Genomic DNA, 20,043 nt, shown 5'->3' on the forward strand with positions numbered 1-20,043 from the left:
CTGCATGGCAGATAATGAAAATGAAAGTCGGCACTACCCGGTTAAAGAGAATATGCCGTGGCAACGTATTGACTGGCGGATCCAGCATGCGGGTTTCGTGCTGTTGCTGCTGATCGTCTTTGCCGGCGCGGCAGGTCTTTTTTCAAAAGGATGGCTGAGCAATCAGAGCGTCAGCAGCGCGGATAAACGGCTGAGCGTGGATTATGAACGCTTCGGGCGGCGGGAAAGCAACATGGATATGACGCTGCGCTTAAAGCAGCTGCGCGGCGACTATTACCAGGTCCGACTACGCGGTCCGCAGCTGGACGATATTCAGCTGCAGACGCTCCAGCCGCAGCCGGACGACGCCTGGAGCACCGGTGATAGTCTGGTGCTGCGCTGGAAGCGGCGCGCCGATCAGCAGGACGCCACGGTCTGGATCGGCACGCAGGCGCAGGACTTTGGCCACTATCGTTTGACTGTCACGCTGGACGAGACGTCAGACGTGCAGTTTAGTCAGTTTGTTTATCCTTAGGAGACCCACATGGAAACGGTTTTGCGCGCAGCCAGCATGTACCTGCTGTTAATGGTGGTTTTTAAAATCGCCGGACGGCGCACGCTAATGGAGATGACCTCGTTCGACCTGATTCTGCTGCTGATCATCAGCGAGGCGACGCAGCAGGCGCTGCTCGGGGATGATTTTTCCGTCACCGGCGCTGGACTGACTATCGTGACGCTTATTGTCATCGATATTTTGTTCGGCACCATGAAAACCCGCTTTCCGCGCGTCGAGCGGCTGATCGACGGCTCCTCGCTGATTCTGGTGGAGGAGGGCAAACTGCTGCGCCAGCGGGCGAAACGCGCGGGCGTAGACGAAGAGGATATTCTGCAAAGCGCGCGCAGCTCGCAGGGGCTGGAGCGACTGGACCAAATAAAGTTTGCCATTCTGGAGAAGACCGGCAAGATCTCCATTATTCCCAAAGAGTAAGGAAAGAAGATGGTTATCTGGGTTGATGCCGACGCCTGCCCCAACGTCATTAAAGAGGTGCTCTACCGCGCGGCGGACCGTACCAAAACGCAGGTGACCTTTGTCGCCAATCAGTCGCTGCGCGTTCCGCCGTCGCCCTGGCTAAAAACGCTGCGCGTGCCCGCCGGCTTTGACGTAGCGGATAATGAGATCGTAAAGCGGGTGGAGAAAGGCGATCTGGTGATAACCGCCGATATCCCGCTGGCGGCGGAAGTGCTGGAAAAAGGGGGCGAGGCGCTCAATCCGCGCGGCGAGCGCTATTCTCACGCCACTATCCGCGAAAAGCTAACCATGCGCGACTTTATGGATACGATGCGCGCCAGCGGCGTGCAAACAGGCGGTCCGGCGGCCATGAGTCCGCGAGACCGCCAGCAGTTCGCTAATGCGCTCGACAGCTGGCTTACGCAGCGCCAGCGTTAACGTCAGACGAAACTGTCGTCGTCGTCGTTAAAGTCGTCAAAGCTGTCGTTGCCGACATCGTTGAAGTCGTTATTGTCCGCGTAGTTGTTATCCCAGCCGTTATTCTGGTCGAGGAAACCATTTCCGCCGCTGTTAAAGGTGTCGAGATTCTCATCCACCTGCGGCAATGGCGGTTCGTTGATAATATTGACGATCTCTTCCGGCTGCGAGTGATGGAACAGGCTGGTCAGCATATTCGCTGCCACTACGCCGCCTGCGACGCCGACCGCTGTTTGCAGCGCGCCGCCGAGAAAACCGGTGCCGCGCGCCGGAGCGGCCGGGGCGTTGTTATACTGCGGCGGCTGCTGCGCGTTGTTCCATGCAGGCTGCTGCTGTTGCTGCGGCGCGTTGTTCCACGCGGGCTGTTGCTGCTGCGGCGCAGAGGGCTGTTGCCGCGAACCGCCGAACAGGCTCGACAGAAAACCACCGCTGCTCTGGTGCTGCGGCTGTTGCTGTTGCTGTTGCTGTTGCGCCAGGCGGTTCTCCAGCTCGGTAATGCGATCGTTGAGTTTCTTCATCGCAGCTTCCTGGATCAGGATCGCCTGCGCCATATAGTAGGGCGCGCCGGGCTGCTGCTGCAGATGTTCTTTAATCAGCTGTTCCGCCGCCGCGTCGCGGGGGCCGGTCTGGCTCTCGGCCTGTTTCAGTCGGCTGAACAGACCTTCAATCAATTGGTGTTCCTGGCTATACATGAGGGCTCTCCTGTTACGACTTAATAAGTATATGGGGGCGGGATGCGACAAAGTAAAATCCGCCAGGTAAGCAAATGTTGCCGCCGCTTGATCTTCCCCGATCTGCACGAAATACGCATGGTTAACCCGCTAAATTTTAATGAAATCTTTGTGAAATTGATAAAAGGATGCGCAATTCCTGCTTCACGGGTGGAGGCTATAGCGGTTTCCAGTTATTATGCGTCGCATTATTAAGCGATACGCCGCGTTATACGGCCTGCAACGGCGGAGGAACTGCCCGATGTCTTTACCCATTTATCTGATCGGCGCGCGCGGCTGCGGCAAAACCACGGTGGGCGAGGCCTTATCACGCGCGCTGGGCTACGCCTTTCGCGATACCGACCATCATCTTCAGCTCAGCACGCAGCGCAGCGTCGCGCAGATTGTGGCGCAAGAGGGTTGGGAAGGCTTTCGTGCGCGAGAAACCGAGTCGCTGAAGGCAGTTACCGCGCCAGCGACCGTTATCGCCACCGGCGGTGGCATGGTGCTGGCGGAGCATAATCGTCGCTTTATGCGCGAGCAGGGGCGGGTGATCTGGCTCAGCGCGCCGTCGCATATTCTGGCGCAGCGGCTGGAGAGCCAGCCGGAAGCGGCGCAGCGACCCACGCTGACCGGCCGTCCCATTGCCGAAGAGATGGGCGATATTTTGCGCGAGCGCGCGCACCTTTATCGCGACGCCGCACATCATGAAGTCAACGCCATGCAGGCCCCCGATCGGGTTATTGACGATATTCTCCAGTCGCTGTCGCTGGCGCGTGCCAGCTAATTGTTACGCTTTTCCCTCAGATTCTTCCCGCTTTCCCGCCTGGGTAGCGTAGCCTGGCTATACTGATTCTCTGACGGGAATTGTCTCGTCGTGTGGAATACGATCAGCCAGGAGGGATTGAATATGCCAACCAGACCACCTTATCCACGCGAAGCCCGCGTCGTCACCGTTGAGAAGGGACCGCCGGGTAGCACCGTAAAGTCATGGGAGTTACGTGCCGATCATCCATCGCCCAATACTTTAATTAGCGAACATACTACGGAAGCTGAAGCGCAGGATGCCAAAGTCCGTTATGAGGATGTGGAAAAAGAATAGGGCAATCTCTCTGGCAGGGACGCCAGCCTTCATTGTTATTTATCCTGCGTCTGCATTTGCTGTTATTCCCTGCATCTGAGCAGTAAATATCCCATCCATTCTGCTATTTCTCTTAACTGCCCTATAAAATCATTCTCCTTTGCCTCTCACCCTGTTATTTGACTGCGCCATATTTCCACTGGTCAAAATTGTCGCTTGACCCTTATTCCGTCGCGTTTTAGTTTTAGGGCATCGATACAGGAACTCAGTTCCATATAGTGAAACTCGCAATATGACCACACTCGAAAACGCTGCCGCGGTACTTAAGCTGTTTCAGCAAAAAGGGGTATCGCAGGGGAACCCCGGGCTGACGTTTACCGATGTCGTGGAAGCGCTGCGGCTGCCGAAAAGCACCGTATCGCGACTGCTTGCCACGATGGAAAGTCAGGGAATGCTGGAGCGGGATGCGGACAGCCGTTGTTTTCATATTGGTCGCGTGCTGCTGTCGGTTGCCGGGCACTATCTCTCCGCGCCGCTGGTGGACAGCGCCTCGCCCGCGATGGCGCGGCTGGCGGATAAAACCGGCAGTATTGGCTATATCTCGCGCCTCGACGGGCGCGATCTGGTGGTGATGCGTATGTTTCACGGACGTCACTTCACCCAGCTGGTGACGCCGCCAGGAAGCCGCATGCTGGCGGCCGCGACCTCAACCGGCCGCGTGCTGCTGGCGCAGTTGAGCGAAGATGAGGTGCGCCAGCGCTACCACGATGCCTGGCAGACACTGCCGCCCAATTCGCCGCAAACGCTGGATGCGCTTTGCGCGCAGCTGGCGGAGATCCGCCGCCAGAACTGGTCGCTGGCGCGCAACGAAACATTGCCCGGCATCAGTTCGATCTCCGTCGCGCTGCATAATAAATATCACGGCGATACGGTGGCGCTTTGCCTTTCATTTTTATCGCAAGAAAATGCGACAGGTTATCCGCCTGCGCTGCTGGAAGAATTACGCATAACGGCCAGTGACCTGGCCGAGAAATATGGCGCAACGCCACTCTGAATTCATTTTTTATCGGCGCAATACTTTCGCCACACCGGGAAAACGCCAGGCCTTCGGGCCTGTTTATTCACACTCACGGACGAAATAAAAAAACGACGTAAGCGAGCCTGATTCAGGCTCGCGAAGCGTCCATTCATTTCTACCGGCATTCCTGACGGGGACAATATGGAGAAGGTTAATCCAGTAAAACAGGCTGGCGTGGCGATAGTATTAATCGCCTTGTCGGTTGCGGGCGCGATTATCGGCGTGCAGCTTATTACCACCATCGGCGTAACGCCGAATACCTCTATTATCGGCGCGTTATTCGCCATGCTGCTGGCGCGTATTCCGCTGCAGGCATTTCGCCGCTACCGCTCGATTGAAATTCAGAACCTCGCTCAAACCGCTATTTCTTCCGCCACTTTCGGCGCGGCGAACAGCTTATTAATGCCGATCGCCGTACCCTGGGCGCTGGGCCAGCCGCAGCTGGTATTGCCAATGTTTTGCGGCGTCAGCGCGGCGATGCTGCTGGACGCTTACCTGCTCTATCGTCTGTTCGATACCCGCGTGTTTCCTGCCAGCAACGCCTGGCCGCCGGGCGTGGCCGCGGCAGAGGCGATCAAAGCGGGCGACAGAGGCGGTCGTCAGGCCTGGCTGCTCGTGGCGGGCATCGTCGGCGGTATCGTTGGCTCGATGCTCAAGATCCCGATGTCCGCTTTCGGCACCGCTTTTATCGGTAACATCTGGGCGCTCGGTATGCTCGGGCTGGGCTTTCTGGTGCGCGCTTATGCGCAACCGGTTGCCGGCATCGATATCAACGCGCTCTACCTGCCACACGGCGTGATGGTCGGCGCAGGGCTGGTGGCGCTGATTCAGGTCGTTATGGTGATTCGCAGCCGCCGCAACGACGAGCAGAAAGTGAGTCGCGGCGGTAATGAGGTCAGGCGCGCGCTTGGCCTCGGCGGCGCGGGCTATTTAATCATTTCGGCGCTGCTGGCGCTGGCAGGCGGGCTGTGGAGCGAGATGAGCATCCCGATGCTGCTGCTGTTTGTGTTTTACGCCGCCTTCGCCGCTTTTGTGCATGAGCTGATCGTCGGCATCGCCGCGATGCACTCCGGCTGGTTCCCGGCGTTCGCCGTGGCGCTCATTACGCTGATCGTCGGCATTCTGCTTGGCTTTCCGCCACTGGCGCTCTGCCTGCTGTGCGGCTTCACCGCGGCGACCGGACCCGCCTTCGCCGATATGGGCTATGACCTTAAAGCAGGCTTTATTCTGCGCGGCAACGGCGCGGATCTGCAGCAGGAGCTGTGGGGGCGCCGCATTCAGCTGATCGCCGCCATGATCGCCTTTCTTGTCTCGATTCCCGTCGTCTGGTACGCGCACAACCTGTTCTTTGCGGAAAACCTGCTGCCGCCCGTTGCGCGCGTCTACGCTAAAACCATCCAGGCGGGCGCCGAGCCCGGTATCGCCGGCAGCCTGCTGATGTGGGCGATTCCAGGCGCCATTATTCAGCTGATCGGCGGGCCTAAGCGCCAGCTCGGCGTACTGCTCGCCACCGGCTTGCTGATCAATAACGCGATGGCCGGCTGGGCGGTTGTGGTGGGTATTGCGCTGCGCATCGTCATTATTCGCGTATGGGGCGAACGCGGCCGCTCGCCGATGGAGGTGATGGCGGCAGGCTTTATCGCCGGCGACGCTCTCTACAGCTTCTTTAACTCGCTGTTTGCCAGCGGAAAAAAATAATTAAGGAATCCCATGAGTCTGCATCAGACATTACAGGTCTTTGAGTTATTCGACAGCGCTTTCGTTGATGGTCAGCAGGTGGTGGATCTCTTCAGCGCCTTTCCCGGCGTTAAGGCCAGCTATAAACGCGTCAGCGGGCCGAAAGGGCGCACCGATTTCGTTCGCATCGACATTCCAGGCGCGCAGGGCAAAGCCAGCGGCGGCAGCGCGCCGACGCTGGGTATTATCGGCCGTCTTGGCGGCATCGGCGCGCGCCCGACGCGTATCGGTATGGTTTCTGACGCCGATGGCGCCGTCGCGGCGGTGACCAGCGCGCTAAAGCTGGCGCTGATGCAGACCAAAGGCGACGTGCTGGCGGGCGACGTCATTGTTACCACTCATATCTGCCCGGATGCGCCGACACGTCCGCACGAGCCGGTGGATTTTATGGATTCGCCTATCGACGATGTCACCATGAACGATAATGAAGTGGTGCAGGAGGTAGACGCCATCCTGTCGATTGATACCACCAAAGGCAACCGCATTATCAATCACAAAGGGTTCGCGCTTTCGCCTACGGTAAAAGAGGGTTATGTCCTGCGCGTGTCGGACGATCTGCTGCGCATTATGGAGATGACCACCGGCCGTCCCGCGGTGACCTTCCCGATTACCACCCAGGACATTACTCCTTACGGCAACGGCATTTATCACCTGAACAGCATTCTGCAACCCTCTACCGCGACCGATGTGCCGGTCGTGGGCGTGGCGATCACCGCCGAGTCGGTAGTACCGGGCTGCGGCACCGGCGCGAGCCATGAAGTGGATATCGCGGCGGCGGCGAAGTTTGCGGTGGAAGTGGCGAAGGAATTTGGCCGTGAGACCTGCCATTTCTACGACGCGGACGAATATAGCCGTTTGCTGGCGTTGTATGGTAGTTTGAGCCACCTGCGTAAACGAGACTAACGATGACGAAATCCCTGGTTACGCTGACCATTGGTCAGTCGCCGCGCAGCGATATCATGCCGCTGCTGACAGAGTTTTTACCGAGCGAGCATACCGACCATGTCGGCCTGCTGGACGGGCTGAGCGAGGCGGAGATCGCCGCGCGCTTCGCGCCTGACGAGCATGACGGCGTGCTGGTATCGCGTTTGCAGAACGGCGCGCAGGCGCGGCTGGCCACGGCGAAGGTAGAGCAGGGACTGCAGGCGAAAATCGACGCGCTGGAAGCGGAGGGCTACGACACGATCCTGCTGCTCTGCACCGGCGAGTTCGGCGCGCTGAAGACTCAAAGCGCACTGCTGCTGGAGCCCGACCGCATTATCCCGCCGCTGGTTTCCGCTATTGTGCAGGACCATCAGGTCGGCATCGTGGTGCCGGTGGAGGAGCAGATCCAACAGCAGGCGAATAAATGGCGCAATCTGAAGCATCGCCCCTGTTTCGCCGTCGCCAGCCCCTACATCCCTGATAATGAGAAGCTCACCGATGCCGCGCTCTCGCTGCAGGAGCAGGGCGCGGATGTCGTGGTGCTCGACTGCATCGGCTATAACCAGACGCATCGCGACTTTTTGCAGAAGCTGCTCGGCATTCCGGTGCTGCTCTCTAACGTGCTGGTGGCTAAACTCGCCGCGGAGCTTATCGTCTAATCCCCGCGCGATCACAAACCCAGAGGCGAAGCTGCAATTCGCGTGACAGATCAGCGAGTTCCGCTCTACACTGCCAGACACCTTAATGTGCTGTGAGGAAGTAACATGCTCAATGTAAGTGAGTATTTTGACGGAAAAGTGAAATCTATTGGTTTCGACAGTGCGAGCACCGGTCGTGCCAGCGTTGGCGTGATGGCGGAAGGGGAATACACCTTTGGCACGGCGCAACCGGAAGAGATGACGGTGGTGAGCGGATCGCTGAAGGTACTGCTGCCGGGCGAGACCGAGTGGCAATGGTTTGAAGCAGGTTCGGTATTCAACGTGCCGGGCCACAGCGAGTTTCATCTGCAGGTGGGCGAGCCGAGCTCCTATCTCTGCCGCTATCTGAAAGACTAAAAAAAGGGCCGCAACGCGGCCCTTTCTTTTTAGCGTTGCGCTTCGCCGCCCAGCGCTTCCACCAGATTGCTGGTGAGCGCGGCGAGCTCGCTGGTCATCAGGATAAAATCAGCGTCGAAACGCTGAGCGAAATCTTCGCGGTCGATATCGTCATTCTGCTCGCGCAGCGTGTCGCTGAATTTCAGGCGCTTCACCGAACCGTCATCCGCCAGTACGAACTGAATGCGCTCCTGCCAGTCGAGCGCCAGTTTGGTTACCATTTTGCCCGCTTCGATATGGTTGGCGATCTCATCGCACACCAGATCCTGCTTTTTGCAGCGGATCACGCCGCCATCTTCCAGCAGCGCCTTCAGCTCTGCTTCGTCCATCAGGGCGAAACCAGCGGGCAGGTCGCCGGAGCGCACCCACTCAGTGAGCGTCAGCTCAATAGGTTTTTCTAGGGTCAGCGGCACCACCGGCAGGGAACCCAGGCTCTTACGCAGCAGCGCCAGCGTATCTTCCGCTTTTTTCGCGCTGGCGCAGTCGACCATAATCAGGTTGTTAACGGTGTCGATCCAGAGAAAGGTCTGGCTGAAACGGCTGAAGGCGCGCGGCAGCAGGCTGTGCAGCACTTCATCTTTCAGAGAATCTTTTTCGGTCTTCTTCAGCTTGCGGCTCTGCTCCGCCTCCAGCTTGCTGATCTTCGCCTCCAGCGCCTGTTTCACTACCGGCGACGGCAGGATTTTTTCCTCTTTACGGGCGCAGATCACAATCTGGCCGTTGTTCACATGGGTCAGCGCATCGCTGCGGTTACCCATCGGCGACACCCAGCCGGTTTTACTCATATCCTGACTGCCGCAGGGCGAGAACGTGTACGCCTCAAGCTGCTTTTCCATATCGTCTGCCGAGAGGGGAATGTCCCGATTGAGATGATAAACCATCATATTTTTAAACCACAACATCACAATTCCTTACCGGGGCGCGCGATCTGGCGCACAAGTCGAGAGGTCAGCGCGCATGATAGCGAAACATCGGAGCGGTTTCATTGCCTTTCCCCGACGCCGCTCCTAATGTATCTCTCACCCTGACCAGGAATGAGGAATAACACGTGCGTATAGGTATTGATTTGGGCGGCACCAAAGTTGAAGTGATCGCCCTGTCTGACGAGGGAATTGAGCTGTTTCGCCACCGCGTGGATACGCCGCGCGACGACTACGCCGCCACGGTAAAGGCAATTGCCGACCTGGTGCATCTCGCCGAAGCGAAGACCGGCCAGACCGGCAGCGTCGGCGTCGGCATTCCCGGCACGATTTCGCCATACACGCACCTTGTGAAAAACGCCAACTCCACCTGGCTCAACGGCCAGCCGCTGGATCGCGATCTGGCGCTGGCGCTGCAGCGTGAGGTGCGCATCGCCAATGACGCCAACTGTCTGGCGGTTTCCGAGGCGGTGGACGGCGCGGGCGCGGGCCAGCCGCTGGTGTTTGCGGTGATCATCGGCACCGGATCGGGCGCGGGCGTGGCGATCGGCGGTGAGGCACGCATCGGCGGCAACGGCAACGCGGGCGAGTGGGGCCACAACCCGCTGCCGTGGATGGACGAAGAGGAGCTGCGCTACCGCGAGGAAGTGCCGTGCTACTGCGGGCAGAAGGGCTGTATCGAGACCTTTGTCTCCGGCACCGGATTCGCCACCGATTACCGGCGACTGAGCGGACAGCCGCTGCGGGGCGCGGAGATCGTCAGGCTGATCGCGCAGCAGGATCCGATCGCCGAGCAGGCGATGCGGCGCTACGAAACCCGGCTGGCGAAGTCGCTGGCGCAGGTAGTAAACCTGCTGGATCCAGATGTGATTGTACTCGGCGGCGGCATGAGCAATAACGATCGTCTCTATCAGAACGTGCCGACGCTGATGAAGCAGTGGGTATTCGGCGGAGAGTGCGAAACGCCGGTGCTGAAGGCAAAACACGGCGATTCAAGCGGGGTGCGCGGCGCGGCCTGGCTGTGGCCGCTAAGCCGCTAAAAGGTTAAGCGTGACGCGTTACTGCGCCGAGCCGAAGGCGAACTGCCAGTCCTCCGGCACCCCGACCGGCGGCAGCGGCAGGTTGCGCGCGCTGCTTACCTGCTGCCAGGCGCGCAGGCAAAGCGCCTCGTCGCCTTCGGTGCGCAGCACGCTGTAGCCGCCGTCGGCGCGGCGGTGCGCCGAAACCAGACAGGTCCGCCCCGGATAGCGCGGCGCGACGGTGCTGTTAAAGGTGCCCATCAGCTGCTGCTGAACGTCGCGTAAATAGTTGCACTGCGCCGCCGAGTAGTGGCGGTCGCAGGCGGGATCGCTTTGCGGTTTGCTGCTGCATCCCGCCAGCAGCGCGCTGGCGAGCAGCAGCGCCATGCCTGTTTTCATTACGCCTCCTGAGCGCGGGGCAGCTCCAGTTTGCTGTAGCCTAGCCCGTTAATCTTGCGCACCCGGATCTGCACCGGAATGCGCTCTTTCATCGCCTCGACATGGCTGATAACGCCGATGGTTTTGCCGCTGGCGTTGAGCGCATCCAGCGCGTCCAGCGCGGTGTCGAGCGTTTCGGCGTCCAGCGTACCGAAGCCCTCGTCGAGAAACAAAGATTCTATGCGCGTTTTCACGCTGACTAAATCTGAAAGCGCCAGCGCCAGCGCGAGGCTGACCAGAAAACTTTCGCCGCCGGAAAGGGTGCGCGTATCGCGCGCGGCGTCGGCCTGCCAGGTATCGATCACGTCCAGCTCCAGCGCGTCGCTGGCGCGGCGTTGCAGCAGATAACGACCGTGCAGCCGATCAAGCTGGCGGTTGGCGAGCGCCACCAGGTGATCCAGCGTCAGTCCCTGCGCGAAGCGGCGGAACTTATCGCCGCTGGCGGAGCCGATCAAATCATTCAGCTGACTCCACTGCTCAAGCGCCGCTTCATCTTCCTCTATCTGGGTCATCAGGCTTTGCTGCTGTTCGCGCAGGCGCGCATCGCTCTGCAACTGCTGCTGAGCTTCGCCCTGCTGACGCGCATTGTCGCGCAGCGCCAGACGCAGCTGCTCAAGCTGCGCCTCCAGCGCGGCGGCGCTCTGCGGCGTCTCCTCTGGCTGGCTTTGCTGATGCGTCGCCCGACGCTGCGCCAGCTGCTGCCGCTGGGCCTGCAGGGCGTGTCGCTGCTGCTCAAGCTGCTGCATCTGGCTTCGCAGCGCGCGCGCCTCCTCTTCATCAAGCAGCGCGGCGCGCAGGCTGGCCTCATCGCTGAAGTCGGCGGCGGCCAGCGCGGCACTGAGCTGCTGCTGCGCCGCGCTCAGCGACTGAGTGACTTTGGCCTGCTGCGCGTCGAGTTCCGCCGCGCGTCCCGCCAGCTGGCTGAGCTGGCTCTGCGTTTTTTGCAGCGCCTCCAGCGCGGCGGAGAGCGCGGCCTCCTGCTGCTGGAGCTGCGCCTGCGCCTGTCGCCGCGCCGCAGCGACGTCGCGATCGCCAAACAGCGCCTGCCGGGCCGCGCGCTGCTGCGTCAGCGTCGCCTCGGTTTGCGCGCGCAGCTGTTGCAGGGTATCGAGCCGCTGACGCTCGCTCTCCACGCGCTGCTGCAGGCTGGCGCACTGCGCTTCGGCGCGCGCCAGCTGCGGTTGTAGCTCGGCGAGCCGCTGCTCGCTCTCAGTCCAGCGCCGCCAGCGCTGCTGCTGCTGTTGCAGCCAGCCGTCGCGCGCCGCGGCATCGGGCAGGGCGACTCCCGCACCGGCCAGTTCCTGCTGCAGCGCGTCGCTGCGCTCCCGCCATTCGCGCTCCTCCTGCTCCAGACGCTGCGCCAGCGCTGTGGCGCTCTCCTGCAGGTTAGTGAGCGTTTGCTGGGCCAGTTGAAGCTGCTGCTGATGCTGCTGCAGCGCCTGTTGATGTCGCAGGTACTCATCTTTCGCCTGCTGACGCTGGCGCGCGGCGGCCTCCTGCTGACGGACAAGCTGCTGCAGCGCCTGTTCCTCGCTGCTTTGCTGCTGCTGCCAGGCGGCCAGTGCGGCGCTGTCGCCCGCATCGAATGTAAGCGCCAGCTCACTCTGCAGGGCCTGCCACTGCTGATTTAGCGCGTCCAGCTGCTGGGTTTCTGCGGCAAGCTCTTCCTGCAGTCGCTGCTGTTCGGCTTTCGCCTGCTTAACGGCCTCGCCTTTTTTGATGCCCTGTTCGCGCAGCGCCTCGACCTGCTGTTCCTGATCGGCCAGACGACGCTGATTCTCGCTCAGCTCCAGCGCAGCGTAGCGCTCCACCGCCGGGTGCTGGCAGGAGCCGCACAGGGGGCAGGGCTGCTCCGGCTCAAGGCGTGCGCGCCAGGCCGCCAGATCGGCGATATGCTGCTCCAGCTCGCAGATTTTTTTGATATCGGCCAGCGCTGCTTTTTCGCGTGCAAAGGTCGCGCGCAGCGTTTGCAGCGTCTCGTCATCCTGCCGCAGCGTCTTTTCCAGCGCGGCGAGGCGCTGCTGACGCGCGGAGATATGCTGCTGCAGCGGCGTCCACTGCGAGGCCAGCACCGCCAGCTGCTGGCGCAGCGGGCGGCTCGCCTCAAACTGCGCCTGACGGGCCTGCAGCGCCTGTGGCGGATGGGTCTGCTCTGACGCGGCCTGCGCCTGTTCCGCCCTCTGCAACGCGTCGGCCGCCTGCCGCTCGGCGTGGCTCAGCGGCGTCGCCTGCTGCTGCAGCTGCGCGATATTCGTCTGCCGCTGCGCCAGCGTCTGCTGCTGCTGACGCCGCTGCTCACGAAGCGATTCCAGCGCGGTTTCCCGCTGCGCCAGCTGGGCGAAACGCTCCTGCCACAGCGCCAGTGAAGGGCCCCACTGCGGCAGCGTGCCCTGATCCGCGCGCCACTGCTGCTGCTCCGTCAGCGCCGCCTGTAACTGCTCCCGCTGCGCCGTTTCCTGCTGCAGCGCCTTCTGGCTTTGCGTCAGCGCCTGCTGCTGCTGGTCAGCTTCCCGCTGCTGTTGCTGCGCCTGCGCGAGCAGGGCGGCGATCTGCTGATCGAGCGGGATCACCTGTTCCGTCAGCAGCGTCTCCTGCGCCTGCTGCTCGCGCAGCGCGGCGTCGCGCGCCGCCTGGGCTGCGTCACGGCGCTGCTGGTCGCTTTTTGTCTGCTGTTCGATGGCCTGACGCTGCTGCGCCAGCTGCTGCTGCGTCTGCTGCAGATGTTGCTGTTCATGCAGCAGGCTGTCGCGCTGGACGAGCTTATCGCGCAGCTTCTCCGCCGGTTCGCTGCGCGCCAGGCGCTGGCGATCCGCTTCTGCGCCGAGCCATGCCTGCTCCGCCGCGTCCAGCGCCGCCTGCGCGGCCTGAATATCGCTGTCCAGCTGCTCTGCCTGGGTCAGCCACTGATGCTGCTGATGCAGGCGCGTGTTCTGCTGAGTAAGCGCCTGCTCCGCTTCGGTCAGCGTCGCCAGCTGCTGCTGCAGCGCGTCGCGCGCGTCAGCGTCGAGCAGCGTCAGGGTGCCCGCGCGGCTGCGCAGGTTCTCCAGCGCCAGCCGCGCCGCCTTGTGACGTTCATAGATGGCGACGGAGATCTGGCCGTAGATTTCGGTACCGGTCAGCTCTTCCAGCAGTTCGGCGCGCTCGCCGGGCTTCGCATTCAGGAAGGCGGCGAACTGCCCCTGCGACAGCATCATCGAGCGGGTAAAGCGCTCAAAATCGAGGCCCGACAGCGACTCAATCAGCTTTAGTTTATCGTTTACCTTATCCGCGAAAATTTTGTCGTCGACGCAGCGCGCCAGCTCGACGCGCGGCGCCTGCAGCTTGCCGTCGGCCGCGCCGCGCGCGCGGTTCTGGCTCCAGAAGGCGCGCCAGGCTTCGCCTTTGATCTCAAACTCTACTTCGGCGAGGCATTCGGCGGTGTCGCGCGTCATCAGCCCGTTTTGCGTCTGCGACAGCACGCCGAGGCGCGGCGTCTGGTGATAAAGCGCCAGGCAGATGGCGTCAAGCAGGGTGGTTTTGCCTGCGCCTGTTGCGCCGGTAATGGCGAACAGGCCGTTGCTGGCGAAGGGTTCGGCGCGAAAGTCGATAAACCATTCGCCTTTCAGCGCATTAAGGTTTTTAAAGCGCAGCGTGAGGATCTTCATTCACTCTCCTCAAGGGACGCAAGGGTGGAACGGAACAGGTCGCTGAGGCGCGCCTGCCGCGCCTCATCAATATCTTCCGCCAGTGCGATGCGGCGGGCGAAGACCTCTTCTACCTTTAGCTCGCTCAGGGTTTCGTTTTTCAGCTGCGCCAGGCTGTGCTGACGCTGTTCGCGGCTGCGGCGCAGCAGCAAAACTTCGACCGGCAGCTCAGCGGTCAGCGCTTCGATGCGGCGCTGCAGATCGCTGAGAAACTCCTCGGTGGTGACCTCAATATCGAGCCATACCGGCTTCTCGCCTTCATGGGCGGCGAAAGGTGCCAGCTGGGCTTCGATCTGCGCCAGCGAGCCTTTCAGCATTTTCATCGGCTGGAACGGCGGTACCGGCAGCGCTGTGACGTTTTGTAAGCCTGCGTTACCCAGCTCCACTAAAAACACGCTCTTTTCGCTGCCGAGCTCGTCGAAGCTGAGCGGTAGAGGCGAGCCGCTGTAGCGGATATGATCGCTGTTGGCGACGCGCTGGGCGCGATGGATATGGCCGAGCGCCACGTAATCGACGTCGGGAAAAGCTGACGCGGGAAAGGCGTCGAGCGTGCCGATATAGATATCGCGCACTGAGTCGCTTTTGCTGACGCCGACGGTGGTGAGGTGGCCGGTGGCGATCACCGGCAGCGTCAGCGGATGCGCGCGCGCCGCGTCGACGCTGCGCTGATAATGCGCGGCTATCGCTTCCAGCAGGCTGAGCTGCTTCTCGCGCCCCGACTGGCCCGGCCGGCTGCGCATAATATCGCGCGGACGCAGATAGGGAATGGCGCACAGGAGCGCGCCCGGCTCGCCGGCGCGATCCCGCAGCAGCAGCAGGTTATGATCCGCCTGCGGCGTGGTGATCACCTGGGTATTAAGACAGGCGAGCAGCGCGCGCGACTCGTTGAGCGTGGCGACCGAGTCATGGTTGCCCGCCAGCACCACCAGCTGGCAGCCGGTGGGCTGCAGCGCCACCACGAAACGGTTAAAAAGTTCACGCGCGTAGCTTGGCGGCGTGCCGCTATCAAAGAGATCGCCTGCGACGATCAGCGCATCGACCTGATGCTCTTCAATGCGCGCCAGCAGCCAGTCCAGAAAAGCCTGGTGCTCAGCCGCCCGGCTCTTGTTATAGAAAAACTGACCGAGGTGCCAGTCCGCGGTGTGAATGATGCGCATAAAACTCCCTGCCGTAACGGTTTGCCGGACGATTATACCGGCTATGGCGCAAAAGCGAAAAAAGCCGCGCCGGCTGTCATAAAGCAGTGTTAAAGCGCTGATTAAGCGGCTATGTTTTTCATAAAAGTGTCATAAATCTGACGCATAATGGCGCCGCATATAACGGTGACAGCGGTCACATCAGCAGGAGTTACAATGGCTAAGCGCATTTTGGTTGTGGAAGATGAAGCCCCTATCCGTGAAATGTTGTGCTTCGTTCTGGAGCAGAACGACTACCAGCCCATCGAGGCCGAGGATTATGACAGCGCGGTAGGGAAACTGATTGAGCCCTGGCCAGATTTAATTCTGCTGGACTGGATGTTGCCGGGCGGCAGCGGTATTCAGTTTATTAAACATCTGAAGCGCGAAGCGCTGACCCGCGATATTCCGGTGATGATGCTGACGGCGCGCGGCGAAGAGGAAGATCGCGTGCGCGGTCTGGAAGTGGGCGCGGACGACTATATCACCAAGCCTTTCTCGCCGAAAGAGCTGATGGCGCGTATCAAGGCGGTAATGCGCCGCATTTCGCCGATGGCGGTGGAAGAGGTGATCGAGATGCAGGGCCTGAGTCTGGACCCTTCGTCGCACCGCGTGATGTCGGAGTCGACGCCGCTGGAAATGGGGCCGACCGAATATAAACTGCTGCACTTCTTTATGACGCATCCAGAGCGCGTCTACAGCCGCGAACAGCTGCTGAACCACGTCTGGGGCACCAATGTGTACGTGGAGGATCGCACCGTTGACGTGCACATCCGCCGCTTACGTAAGGCGCTGGAAGTTTCCGGCCATGACCGCATGGTTCAAACCGTTCGCGGTACGGGGTATCGTTTCTCCGCCCGCTACTAAACGGAGTCTTAACCGTGCTGGAACGACTCTCCTGGAAGAGATTGCTCTCTGAGCTGGCGCTGGCGTCTCTGCCCGCGCTGATTATCGGGCTGATTTTCGGTTATCTGCCCTGGCTACTGCTGATTAGCGCCCTGGCGGTGCTGCTGTGGCACTTTCACAATCTGATGCGCCTGTCGCACTGGCTGTGGGTGGATCGCACCATGACGCCCCCAACGGGCCAGGCGAGCTGGGAGCCGCTGTTTTACGGCCTTTATCAGATGCAGCTGCGCAACCGGCGGCGGCGGCGCGAGCTGGGCAATCTGATTAAGCGCTTTCGCAGCGGCGCCGAGACGCTGCCCGACGCGGTGGTGCTGACCACGGAAGAGGGCACCATTTTCTGGTGCAACGGGCTGGCGCAGCAGCATCTTGGCTTGCGCTGGCCGGAAGATAACGGGCAGAACATCCTTAACCTGCTGCGCTATCCCGAATTCTCCCGCTACATCCGCCAGCGCGATTTCAATAAGCCGCTCACCTTAATCCTGAATAACCAGCACCATATGGAGTTCCGCGTTATGCCCTATAGCGAAGGGCAGTGGCTGATGGTGGCGCGCGACGTCACGCAGATGCACCAGCTGGAGGGCGCGCGCCGCAACTTTTTCGCCAACGTCAGCCACGAGCTGCGCACGCCGCTTACGGTGCTGCAGGGCTATCTGGAGATGATGAACGACTCGGTAATGAACGAGCGCTCGCGCGGCAAGGCGCTGCAGACTATGCAGGAGCAGACGCGCCGGATGGACAGCCTGGTGCGCCAGCTGCTGACGCTGTCGCGTATCGAGGCCGCGCCAGCGATCGATATGAAAGAGACGGTAGACGTGCCGATGATGCTGCATCTGCTGCAGCGCGAAGCGGAGACGCTGAGCAGCGGCCGCCACGAGATCCATTTTCATACCGACCCGCATCTCAAGGTGCTCGGCGATGACGATCAGCTGCGCAGCGCCATCTCTAACCTGGTCTATAACGCGGTGAACCATACGCCGGAAGGCACCCGTATCGACATCAGCTGGCTGCGCAACCGGCAGGGCGCGCAGTTTAAGGTATGCGACAACGGGCCTGGTATTCCGGCTGAACATCTGCCGCGCCTGACGGAGCGCTTCTACCGCGTAGATAAGGCGCGCTCGCGCGCAACCGGCGGCAGCGGGCTGGGACTGGCGATCGTTAAGCACGCCCTCAGCCACCATAACGCGCGGCTGGAGATCACCAGCATTCCCGATAAAGAGACCTGTTTTACCTTTACGCTGCCGTCGAGGTTGATCGTCAGCGCGGGATTGCAGGAGAATGCCGTCCATTAACCGTTAATGGAATCTTTCATGCGCGCCTTGCTGCTGTTGCTTTCACTTTTTATGCCCGCGATGACGCTGGCGGCGCCGCAGCCCGAAATGCTGACCGGCAACCTCAGCAGCGTCGGATCAGACACGCTGGGCACGCTGATGATGCTATGGAGCGAGGATTTCAGCGCGCTGGCGCCGGGCGTGAATTTGCAGGTGCAGGCCTCTGGCTCTTCCACCGCGCCGACCGCGCTGGCGGCAGGCGCCGCGCAGCTAGGCCCGATGAGCCGTCCCATGCAGGCGGAAGAGCGACAAACCTTTCAGGCGCGCTATGGCTATGCGCCTCTCGCCGTACCGGTGGCGCTCGACGCGCTGGTGGTGGTGGTCAATCAGCGCAACCCGCTGACGCAGATCGATATGCGCCAGCTGGACGCTATTTTTTCCGTGACGCGCCTGTGCGGTGCGACTCAGGTGCCAACGCGCTGGGGCGATATGGGCGAGCGCCAGCCCGACTGGGCGCGCCGACCGATCCAGCGCTACGGGCGCAATTCCGCCTCGGGGACCTGGGGTTTCTTTAAACAGCAGGCGCTGTGCAACGGCGATTTTCGTTCTGACGTGGCGGAGTTTCCCGGCTCAGCGGCCGTGGTACAGGCGGTCGCCGCTAATCCGCGCAGCATCGGCTACGCCAGCTTCGGCTTTCATCTCAGCGGTGTGAAGATGCTCGCTGTAGTCGATGCGCAGGGCGCGGCGGTCGCACCGGACGCCGACTCTATCCGCAGCGGGCGTTATCCCTGGGCGCGCCCGCTCTATATCTACGTTAATAAACCCCCTGGCAAACCACTGCCGCCGCTGGTAAATGCCTTTTTACATCAGGTGCTCTCGCCGCAGGGGCAGCAGCGAGTCAGCGAGGCAGGCTATCTGCCGTTATCGGCGGCGCAGCGCGCGCAGGCGCTGGCGGCGATTGAAGCGCAGTGAACGCTAACATGAATTTTTTTCATCACAGCTGAAATTTCTTCTGTTGCAGATGAACCGCGCTCATGTCACTCTGTTTCCAGACGTTTAGCCATCCAGATGGCTGCACATAACTTAGCGAAATTATTCCCTGCCGTAATTAACGGTCAGGGTGTCAGGAGTGAAGATGACCGTACAGACCGCCCCCTTCCGCGCCGATACCGTCGGCAGCTTCCTGCGTCCCGCCGCGATTAAAAATGCGCGCGAGCAATATGCCGCTGGGCAGATCGATAAAACCGAGCTGACCCGTGTCGAAGATGAAGCGATTCGCGACGTCGTCAGCAAGCAGATCGCCAACGGTTTGCAGGTGGTGACCGACGGCGAATTCCGCCGCGCCTGGTGGCACTTCGACTTTTTCGGCGGGCTGGAGGGCGTTGAGCTGTTCGAAGCTGAGCAGGGCATTCAGTTTAACGGCGTGCAGACCAAAGCACACGGCGTGCGCGTTGTGGGCAAGCTGGGCTTTCGCGATCACCCGATGCTGCAGCATTTCCGGTTCCTGCAAAGTATCGCAGGCAATGCAGTGCCGAAGATGACCATTCCCAGCCCGAGCGTGCTGCACTTCCGCGGCGGCCGCAAGGTGATCGACGAGACCGTTTATCCCGATCTGGCGGACTACTTTGACGATCTGGCCGAAACCTATAAAACAGCGATTAAAGCCTTTTACGATGCGGGCTGCCGCTATCTGCAGCTGGATGATACCGTCTGGGCCTATCTCTGCTCGGAAGATCAGAAGCGTCAGATCCGCGAGCGCGGCGACGATCCTGAGCAGCTGGCGCATACTTATGCCCGCGTGCTTAACAAGGCGCTGGAGGGCAAGCCTGCCGATCTGACCGTGGGTCTGCATGTCTGTCGCGGCAACTTCCGCTCCACCTGGATTTCCGAAGGCGGCTATGAGCCAGTAGCGGAGATCCTGTTCGGCGGCGTGAACATCGACGCTTTCTTCCTGGAGTATGATAACGAGCGCTCCGGCGGCTTTGAGCCACTGCGCTTTATCAAACCGGGCCATCAGAAAGTGGTGCTGGGTCTGGTGACCACCAAAAACGGCGAGCTGGAAGATCCGGCGCAGGTGAAAGCGCGTCTGCAGGAAGCAGCGAAATTCGTCAGCCTTGACCAGATCTGCCTTAGCCCGCAATGCGGCTTCGCCTCGACCGAAGAGGGCAACAGCCTGAGCGAAGAGCAGCAGTGGGCGAAGATCCGCCTGGTGGTCGATATCGCCGGTCAGGTGTGGTAACGCTGTAAAATTGTGCAAACAGGCGCGTAATACGCGCCTTTTGTGCATAGCAACGGGCGTCAATGCTGAAATTTCCCACGCGCTGCGGTAAAAATAAGCACATCATCTGATGCCCTGTGGTGATATAACCGCTGTTTTCACTGCTTTTCCTCTGTTTTCCGCCATAACCTTCCGGTTTTCCGATCCCGTATTGCCTTTCTCCGCTATAAACGTTCTACTAACGGCCGTTGTCGCATCATCCCCCTTGTGAACAGAACAAAAGCAGCTTAAATCACCTGCGCGATTCGATTACAGCAAGCACAATGC

General features: G+C 60.8%; 20 protein-coding genes. 15 read left to right on the top strand and 5 right to left on the bottom strand.

What is annotated here, in order from left to right; all coding sequences use genetic code 11:
* Positions 1 to 4: 4 nt before the first annotated feature.
* Genes EKL29_RS07310 through EKL29_RS07320 form a run of 3 tightly spaced genes read left to right on the top strand, consistent with a single transcriptional unit; the run spans position 5 to position 1,426 of the window.
* Entirely contained in the window at positions 5 to 514 is a 510-nt protein-coding gene (locus tag EKL29_RS07310) for a hypothetical protein (RefSeq protein WP_126689239.1), read from the top strand.
* Positions 515 to 523: 9 nt separating this feature from the next.
* Positions 524 to 967, top strand: a complete 444-nt coding sequence (locus EKL29_RS07315; RefSeq protein WP_120451237.1) for a DUF421 domain-containing protein — start codon at positions 524 to 526, stop codon at positions 965 to 967.
* Positions 968 to 976: 9 nt separating this feature from the next.
* Complete coding sequence (locus EKL29_RS07320; protein ID WP_120451238.1) at positions 977 to 1,426, top strand: YaiI/YqxD family protein; 450 nt, start codon at positions 977 to 979, stop codon at positions 1,424 to 1,426.
* Positions 1,427 to 1,428: 2 nt separating this feature from the next.
* Here EKL29_RS07320 and EKL29_RS07325 read toward each other — a convergent pair whose 3' ends face one another.
* Positions 1,429 to 2,157: a DUF2076 domain-containing protein gene (locus EKL29_RS07325; protein ID WP_126689240.1), complete on the bottom strand. Its 729-nt coding sequence runs from the start codon at positions 2,155 to 2,157 to the stop codon at positions 1,429 to 1,431.
* A gap of 280 nt (positions 2,158 to 2,437) precedes the next feature.
* Between EKL29_RS07325 and aroL the strand changes: the two genes are divergently transcribed.
* The 7 genes from aroL to ppnP all read left to right on the top strand — a co-directional run bounded on the left by aroL (position 2,438) and on the right by ppnP (position 8,050).
* Positions 2,438 to 2,962 (top strand): shikimate kinase AroL, encoded by a 525-nt coding sequence (gene aroL / locus EKL29_RS07330; protein ID WP_120451240.1) that lies wholly within the window; start codon positions 2,438 to 2,440, stop codon positions 2,960 to 2,962.
* Between the two features lie 123 nt (positions 2,963 to 3,085).
* Positions 3,086 to 3,277 carry a YaiA family protein gene (locus EKL29_RS07335; RefSeq protein ID WP_120451241.1) on the top strand — a complete coding sequence of 64 codons (192 nt, stop codon included), beginning with the start codon at positions 3,086 to 3,088 and terminating at the stop codon, positions 3,275 to 3,277.
* Between the two features lie 271 nt (positions 3,278 to 3,548).
* Positions 3,549 to 4,310 (top strand): IclR family transcriptional regulator, encoded by a 762-nt coding sequence (locus tag EKL29_RS07340; protein ID WP_126689241.1) that lies wholly within the window; start codon positions 3,549 to 3,551, stop codon positions 4,308 to 4,310.
* A 165-nt stretch (positions 4,311 to 4,475) separates the two neighbouring features.
* A complete protein-coding gene (locus EKL29_RS07345) occupies positions 4,476 to 6,032 on the top strand; it encodes an OPT/YSL family transporter (RefSeq protein ID WP_120451243.1) in 1,557 nt (518 codons plus the stop codon).
* Positions 6,033 to 6,044: 12 nt separating this feature from the next.
* Entirely contained in the window at positions 6,045 to 6,974 is a 930-nt protein-coding gene (locus EKL29_RS07350) for a DUF1177 domain-containing protein (RefSeq protein WP_126689242.1), read from the top strand.
* Positions 6,975 to 6,976: 2 nt separating this feature from the next.
* Positions 6,977 to 7,654 carry an AroM family protein gene (locus EKL29_RS07355; RefSeq protein ID WP_120451245.1) on the top strand — a complete coding sequence of 226 codons (678 nt, stop codon included), beginning with the start codon at positions 6,977 to 6,979 and terminating at the stop codon, positions 7,652 to 7,654.
* A 105-nt stretch (positions 7,655 to 7,759) separates the two neighbouring features.
* The gene (gene ppnP, locus EKL29_RS07360; RefSeq protein ID WP_081139266.1) at positions 7,760 to 8,050 is read left to right on the top strand and encodes a pyrimidine/purine nucleoside phosphorylase; all 291 of its coding nucleotides are present in this window, start codon (positions 7,760 to 7,762) and stop codon (positions 8,048 to 8,050) included.
* A 29-nt stretch (positions 8,051 to 8,079) separates the two neighbouring features.
* Here the strand turns inward: ppnP and rdgC are convergent, their stop codons facing one another.
* Complete coding sequence (gene rdgC, locus EKL29_RS07365; RefSeq protein ID WP_126689243.1) at positions 8,080 to 8,991, bottom strand: recombination-associated protein RdgC; 912 nt, start codon at positions 8,989 to 8,991, stop codon at positions 8,080 to 8,082.
* A gap of 146 nt (positions 8,992 to 9,137) precedes the next feature.
* Here rdgC and mak point away from each other — a divergent pair, with 146 nt between their 5' ends.
* Positions 9,138 to 10,049 carry a fructokinase gene (gene mak / locus EKL29_RS07370; RefSeq protein WP_126689244.1) on the top strand — a complete coding sequence of 304 codons (912 nt, stop codon included), beginning with the start codon at positions 9,138 to 9,140 and terminating at the stop codon, positions 10,047 to 10,049.
* An 18-nt stretch (positions 10,050 to 10,067) separates the two neighbouring features.
* On the opposite strand, the gene EKL29_RS07375 is transcribed toward mak, so the two are convergent.
* Genes EKL29_RS07375 through sbcD form a run of 3 tightly spaced genes read right to left on the bottom strand, consistent with a single transcriptional unit; the run spans position 10,068 to position 15,306 of the window.
* Positions 10,068 to 10,427 carry a cell envelope integrity protein TolA gene (locus EKL29_RS07375; RefSeq protein ID WP_126689245.1) on the bottom strand — a complete coding sequence of 120 codons (360 nt, stop codon included), beginning with the start codon at positions 10,425 to 10,427 and terminating at the stop codon, positions 10,068 to 10,070.
* Positions 10,427 to 14,110, bottom strand: coding sequence for an AAA family ATPase (locus EKL29_RS07380; RefSeq protein ID WP_126689246.1), 3,684 nt, complete (start codon positions 14,108 to 14,110; stop codon positions 10,427 to 10,429). Before EKL29_RS07380 ends, EKL29_RS07375 begins: the two co-directional genes overlap by 1 nt.
* Positions 14,107 to 15,306 (bottom strand): exonuclease subunit SbcD, encoded by a 1,200-nt coding sequence (gene sbcD, locus EKL29_RS07385; RefSeq protein ID WP_126689247.1) that lies wholly within the window; start codon positions 15,304 to 15,306, stop codon positions 14,107 to 14,109. The genes EKL29_RS07380 and sbcD overlap by 4 nt, the downstream gene beginning before the upstream one ends.
* Positions 15,307 to 15,501: 195 nt before the next feature.
* On the opposite strand from sbcD, the gene phoB reads away from it, so the two are divergent.
* The 4 genes from phoB to EKL29_RS07405 all read left to right on the top strand — a co-directional run bounded on the left by phoB (position 15,502) and on the right by EKL29_RS07405 (position 19,737).
* Positions 15,502 to 16,191 carry a phosphate response regulator transcription factor PhoB gene (gene phoB / locus EKL29_RS07390; RefSeq protein WP_033788773.1) on the top strand — a complete coding sequence of 230 codons (690 nt, stop codon included), beginning with the start codon at positions 15,502 to 15,504 and terminating at the stop codon, positions 16,189 to 16,191.
* A gap of 14 nt (positions 16,192 to 16,205) precedes the next feature.
* Complete coding sequence (phoR, locus tag EKL29_RS07395; RefSeq protein ID WP_120451251.1) at positions 16,206 to 17,519, top strand: phosphate regulon sensor histidine kinase PhoR; 1,314 nt, start codon at positions 16,206 to 16,208, stop codon at positions 17,517 to 17,519.
* An 18-nt stretch (positions 17,520 to 17,537) separates the two neighbouring features.
* Complete coding sequence (locus tag EKL29_RS07400; protein WP_120452821.1) at positions 17,538 to 18,470, top strand: PstS family phosphate ABC transporter substrate-binding protein; 933 nt, start codon at positions 17,538 to 17,540, stop codon at positions 18,468 to 18,470.
* A 163-nt stretch (positions 18,471 to 18,633) separates the two neighbouring features.
* Positions 18,634 to 19,737: a cobalamin-independent methionine synthase II family protein gene (locus EKL29_RS07405; protein WP_126689248.1), complete on the top strand. Its 1,104-nt coding sequence runs from the start codon at positions 18,634 to 18,636 to the stop codon at positions 19,735 to 19,737.
* The last annotated feature ends 306 nt before the right edge of the window (positions 19,738 to 20,043 follow it).

Source organism: Pantoea sp. YU22, assembly GCF_003970755.1.
In the GTDB taxonomy this organism is placed as follows: Bacteria; Pseudomonadota; Gammaproteobacteria; order Enterobacterales; family Enterobacteriaceae; genus Pantoea; species Pantoea piersonii.

What these genes read in the sequence shown, in the direction of transcription:
- EKL29_RS07310 (WP_126689239.1), top strand. Translation starts at nt 5, where the DNA reads ATGGCAGATAATGAAAATGAAAGTCGGCACTACCCGGTTAAAGAGAAT.
- EKL29_RS07315 (WP_120451237.1), top strand. Translation starts at nt 524, where the DNA reads ATGGAAACGGTTTTGCGCGCAGCCAGCATGTACCTGCTGTTAATGGTG.
- EKL29_RS07320 (WP_120451238.1), top strand. Translation starts at nt 977, where the DNA reads ATGGTTATCTGGGTTGATGCCGACGCCTGCCCCAACGTCATTAAAGAG.
- EKL29_RS07325 (WP_126689240.1), bottom strand. Translation starts at nt 2,157, where the DNA reads ATGTATAGCCAGGAACACCAATTGATTGAAGGTCTGTTCAGCCGACTG.
- aroL (WP_120451240.1), top strand. Translation starts at nt 2,438, where the DNA reads ATGTCTTTACCCATTTATCTGATCGGCGCGCGCGGCTGCGGCAAAACC.
- EKL29_RS07335 (WP_120451241.1), top strand. Translation starts at nt 3,086, where the DNA reads ATGCCAACCAGACCACCTTATCCACGCGAAGCCCGCGTCGTCACCGTT.
- EKL29_RS07340 (WP_126689241.1), top strand. Translation starts at nt 3,549, where the DNA reads ATGACCACACTCGAAAACGCTGCCGCGGTACTTAAGCTGTTTCAGCAA.
- EKL29_RS07345 (WP_120451243.1), top strand. Translation starts at nt 4,476, where the DNA reads ATGGAGAAGGTTAATCCAGTAAAACAGGCTGGCGTGGCGATAGTATTA.
- EKL29_RS07350 (WP_126689242.1), top strand. Translation starts at nt 6,045, where the DNA reads ATGAGTCTGCATCAGACATTACAGGTCTTTGAGTTATTCGACAGCGCT.
- EKL29_RS07355 (WP_120451245.1), top strand. Translation starts at nt 6,977, where the DNA reads ATGACGAAATCCCTGGTTACGCTGACCATTGGTCAGTCGCCGCGCAGC.
- ppnP (WP_081139266.1), top strand. Translation starts at nt 7,760, where the DNA reads ATGCTCAATGTAAGTGAGTATTTTGACGGAAAAGTGAAATCTATTGGT.
- rdgC (WP_126689243.1), bottom strand. Translation starts at nt 8,991, where the DNA reads ATGTTGTGGTTTAAAAATATGATGGTTTATCATCTCAATCGGGACATT.
- EKL29_RS07375 (WP_126689245.1), bottom strand. Translation starts at nt 10,427, where the DNA reads ATGAAAACAGGCATGGCGCTGCTGCTCGCCAGCGCGCTGCTGGCGGGA.
- EKL29_RS07380 (WP_126689246.1), bottom strand. Translation starts at nt 14,110, where the DNA reads ATGAAGATCCTCACGCTGCGCTTTAAAAACCTTAATGCGCTGAAAGGC.
- sbcD (WP_126689247.1), bottom strand. Translation starts at nt 15,306, where the DNA reads ATGCGCATCATTCACACCGCGGACTGGCACCTCGGTCAGTTTTTCTAT.
- phoB (WP_033788773.1), top strand. Translation starts at nt 15,502, where the DNA reads ATGGCTAAGCGCATTTTGGTTGTGGAAGATGAAGCCCCTATCCGTGAA.
- EKL29_RS07400 (WP_120452821.1), top strand. Translation starts at nt 17,538, where the DNA reads ATGCGCGCCTTGCTGCTGTTGCTTTCACTTTTTATGCCCGCGATGACG.
- EKL29_RS07405 (WP_126689248.1), top strand. Translation starts at nt 18,634, where the DNA reads ATGACCGTACAGACCGCCCCCTTCCGCGCCGATACCGTCGGCAGCTTC.